The sequence below is a fragment of the Thalassolituus sp. UBA2009 genome (assembly GCF_002335285.1).
GTDB lineage: Bacteria > Pseudomonadota > Gammaproteobacteria > Pseudomonadales > Oceanobacteraceae > Venatoribacter > Venatoribacter alkanivorans.
Genome location: NZ_DDCJ01000023.1, coordinates 11,573 through 15,827 on the forward strand (window position 1 = coordinate 11,573; position 4,255 = coordinate 15,827).

Consider the following 4,255-nt stretch of genomic DNA (forward strand, 5'->3'; position numbering starts at 1 on the left):
GCTGAAGCCCGCCGTCTGGCCGAAGAACGCGCCGCACGTGAAGCCGCCGAGAAGCTGGCCAAGCAACGCGCCGAGCAGCTGCGTCAGGCCCAGGCTACCGCCATCAAGGCTCAGGCAGAGCGTTTAGCCAAAGCGCAGAAACCCGCCAGCAGCAAAGCCAGCAACAGTAAAAGCACCGCGAAAAGCGCCGACATTCTCGCCGCCGAACAGGACTACTACCTGCAGCAACTGCAATGGCAGTTACAGCGCCAGCTGGAAGCCGAAGTCAGCTACCCGGCCTGGGCCAAACAGTTTGCCCAGGAAGGTCTGGTGGAAATGGATCTGGAGCTGAACCGTGCCGGTGAAACCTTCAACCTGCGCGCGCGTGATGACAGTGTCGCCAAGCTGTTAGTCAGCGAAGTACAGCGTGCGGTGCAGAGTGCGGCCAGCAAGATCAGTATCAACGACGATCTCGAAGGCCAGCAGTGGCCGCTCAGTGTGAGTTACCGCTTCTCGCTGCAGGGGGCAGAACAGCCAACCATGGCGATGCCACAGCCGCCAAAATCACTGCAGGTGAAAAAAGCGCCGCCGGCACAACAGGGACAACTGCGTCAGAGTTACGAAGATGTGCAGCGTGAGCGTATTCTGAGTGCGGTTGAATATCCGAAAGCGGCTCAGATTCTGAAGAAAAAAGGTCTGGTGGAATTACAGGTGGAAATTCTGCGCGACGGTAAACTGGGCGAGATTAAAGAACTCAGCAACAACCGTCACCGCGAACTGACTCAGGCATTAATCAATGCCGTCAAACAGAACGCTCCTTTCCCGCCGCTGCCTGCAGAACTCAGCGACAGCAGCCTGAAGCTTAAAGTCAGCCACGACTTCAAACTCTGAGATATGCCCGCCATACCCGTCTGTTAGCACAGACTGGTATGGCACCAGCGACCTCACCAGGGCAGAGGTTCTGCCACTTCCGCCCAGCGCTGCTGCTGATCAATATCGGCCAGCTCATCTCCCAGCCGCTCACAGGCTGCCAGTGCGATATCCCAGCGCCGGCGGCGCTCGCCGTAATCCGGGTAATCGTAAAAATCATCAAGGTCAGGAATGCGCCCACCGGGCAGCGTCGCTGCAAACTCCCAGGACGGCGCAATAATGATCGTGCGGCGATAATTCTCCCGCGAGGCCGTGCGCCAGCGCAGCTTCTTATCAAACCAGCCGCCTTTCGGGGCTTTGGCAAAATAGTGCGGATAAAGCACAAAGCCCTTCTCCGGCAGCACCGGTAAATCAAACTGATAGTCGGTGATACCGCCATCACGGTAAGTGCCGCGCGGTGCACCGGGAATATTACGTACTCCGGCAATCACCAGCGGAATCGCGCCACTGGCGAGAATCGCCGGCTGCAGATTATCTTCGGTTAAGGTCACATGGCGCGCCGGCAGATGCGGGTAATGATCAATCGGCGCACGCTGCGGATGATGAAACACCACGCGCTCAATCCACGGGCGCATGGCACTGCGGGCGAACAGGTTGGCGGTCATGGCGCCAGCCAGCCCCAGCGTTTGCGGTACTTTATGATCCGCTCCGGCCAGACCACGGCAGCGCGCCACCAGCGTGTGATAACGCACCACCGGGTTATTGATGATCTCCTGCGTACCGGTTTCGCCAAGAATCACATCAAGAATATGGCGACAAACTGCTGCCACTTCCTGTGCTGTCGGTTTGGCCGAGGCGTATTGCTGGCTGATATAGGCCTCCTGCAGACGCGCATGGGCCGCCAGCGGATCGTTCTGCGCATAACAGGCCATACGCCAGGCACCGGCTGAGGTACCCAGTACATGCAAAGGCTGCTGGCGCCCGCGTACCCATTCACTCAGCAGGTAACGATCCATCGCCGCCAGCGATAACCATTTGGGGCCGCCGGAAGCGCCCAGCATCATTTCGATATCGGATGACTGCAAACCATTGGCGCGGATATGCGCCAGCGCTTCGTGACCGGCAAAGATTTTTAAAGCGGGCTTCATGCCTCATGCTCCAGAACCACAGGAAGTGCTCTTTCTACCCTGTCTGCATGACAAAATTAAGGGGCAAAGATGCTAAGGGCCTGTCAACACTCATTAAACAGGCCCTGAGAAACTTCTGAGTAACCCGCTATTCGCTCTGGATTAATGGAAAGTGCACGGCAGCCACAGGACGCGGCTGCCGTAAAACAACGCAGCGTCCGGCTACAGGCGGAACTGCATCATCTGCTTGGCCAGCTGCTGAGCCAGCTTGGCCAGCTCCTGTACTTCCTGCTGACACATGGTCAGACCGTCACTGGAGCGGCTGCTCAGTTCAGCAATGTTCTGCACATTGCGGCTGATGTCTTCGGTTACTGAGCTTTGTTCTTCCGTGGCTGTTGCCACCTGATGGCTGAGGCCCACCACATCACTGACGTTTTCGCTGATGCTGGTCAGCGCTTCGCCCATGCGTTTGGCTGCCGATACCGTTTCTGCGGTCGCACCTTCACCGGCTTCCATGGCTTTAACGGCTCGCTGCGACCCCTGCTGCAGGCGCTCAATGATGGCTTCGATTTCGCTGGTCGATTCCTGGGTACGGCGGGCCAGATTACGCACTTCATCAGCCACCACGGCAAAGCCACGGCCATGCTCACCGGCGCGCGCCGCCTCAATGGCGGCGTTCAGTGCCAGCAGATTGGTCTGCTCGGAAATCGCGCTGATCACCTGGATCACCTGGCCGATATCGCTTACCTGCTGTGCCAGCTGGCCAATGGCATCGGCCGATTCACGGATGTCCGCCGACATGCTGTTTACCTGACTTTCCGAGCGCTCCATATCACCGCGGATACGGCCGGCGTCGGTACCGACACTTTCCAGCTTGGTTGCCGTTTCCGTGGCGTTACGCGCCACTTCCTGCACCGTTGCTTCCATTTCGTAAATTGCGGTCGCAACCGAGTCGGTCAGTTTGCTCTGCTCAGACGCCCAGCTGTGATTGGTGGTCACCACTTCTTCAATCTGTTCGGTATAGGTTTTTACCTGCTCAGCGGTATCGAGGATGCCGCGAATCATCTGCCGCTGCGATTCCATAAAGTCGTTAAAGCCACGCGCCAGCTGGCCAAGTTCATCGTTACTTTCGACTTTAAGGGTCTGGGTCAGGTCGCCACCGCCCTGGCCTATGCTGATCAGTGCCTGGGTAATACGGCGTAACGGCAGTGTCATCCGGTCAGCAAGGAGCGCAATCAGACCAAGAAAGACCAGTGCCGTCACGATTCCTACGCCCAGCGATAACAACGTAGACTTACGCAGCACACCGTAGATTTCCCCGCGCGGGACCTCCACCACCAGATGCCAGTCCACCTCATCCAGCTGCATGGCAGATGCAATGATCGGTTTACCGTCCCGCTCAAATTCCACCAGATCACCGGCCGTCGCTGCCAGCAACTGCTGGGCGTTAAGCGCCGGCATGTGCTGTGCCAGTGGCACACCGGATAACTTCAGATCCGGGTGAATCAGTATATTGCCGCTATTGTCCGTCAGATAAACGATGCCGGTTTCAGCAAAACGGAATTGACGGATGCGTTCGGCCATTTCCTGCAGACCGATGCCTAAACCACTGATGCCCAGCGCTTTACCATTACGTTCGATGCGGACATTAATAAATAAGGTGGGTTTGCCGCTGGTTTTATCCACATCCAGCTGCAGGGCGCGTTTCAGGCCCTTATCGAGAAAGCCAAAAAACCAGCCGTCGTTTTCTGCGGTAACCTTACGGCTGATGCCTTTCTGGGTGTAGTAGTTGCGGCTCAGAGCCGATACAAAGTGAGCACTGTCAGCCTTTTGCCGGCGGGCAATGGCTTCAAGAAATTCCTGATTCAGCGGCCATTCCTCCTGCGGCTCACCACGCTCAATCCAGTTTTGCATCAGCGCGTTATCGGCAATCAGTTCAGAGGAGGTAATAGCGGCGGTCAGGTCTTTTTCGATTTCCTGAGCAATGGCCCGGATGTTAGCCGGCAGGGCAGAACCCAGCCAATAGGTCTCCAGCTGCTGGCGGCTTTGCCAGATGCCAATGCTGACGACCAGCGCCACACTCAGCAGCAGAGCACCGCCCATACTGAGCAGCAATTTCTGGCGAATGGTCATGAGGGGGACTCCTGAAGGAAAATAGGGTTCCTTCAGATTAGCAGCCGTAAACACGCCTGATTAGACCAGATACGACAGCTTGGTGTGACCAGCCCCCTTAAAGAGGCATAAACCAGCGGCGCTTGCCTGTCATTACATCAGGCCGG

Annotated in this window: 3 protein-coding genes; 1 reads left to right on the forward strand and 2 read right to left on the reverse strand. The window is 57.2% G+C overall.

All coding sequences use genetic code 11. The features are described 5' to 3' along the window. On the forward strand, positions 1–870 hold an 870-nt coding region (locus B3P58_RS02795; protein ID WP_286715988.1), incomplete at its 5' end, for a TonB family protein. Between the two features lie 53 nt (positions 871–923). On the opposite strand, the gene B3P58_RS02800 is transcribed toward B3P58_RS02795, so the two are convergent. Both B3P58_RS02800 and B3P58_RS02805 read right to left on the reverse strand, forming a co-directional pair. After that, complete coding sequence (locus tag B3P58_RS02800; RefSeq protein WP_230331026.1) at positions 924–1,997, reverse strand: patatin-like phospholipase family protein; 1,074 nt, start codon at positions 1,995–1,997, stop codon at positions 924–926. Positions 1,998–2,198: 201 nt separating this feature from the next. Further along, on the reverse strand, positions 2,199–4,109 hold the full coding sequence (locus tag B3P58_RS02805) for a methyl-accepting chemotaxis protein (protein WP_145467703.1): 1,911 nt from the start codon (positions 4,107–4,109) through the stop codon (positions 2,199–2,201). Positions 4,110–4,255 lie beyond the last annotated feature (146 nt).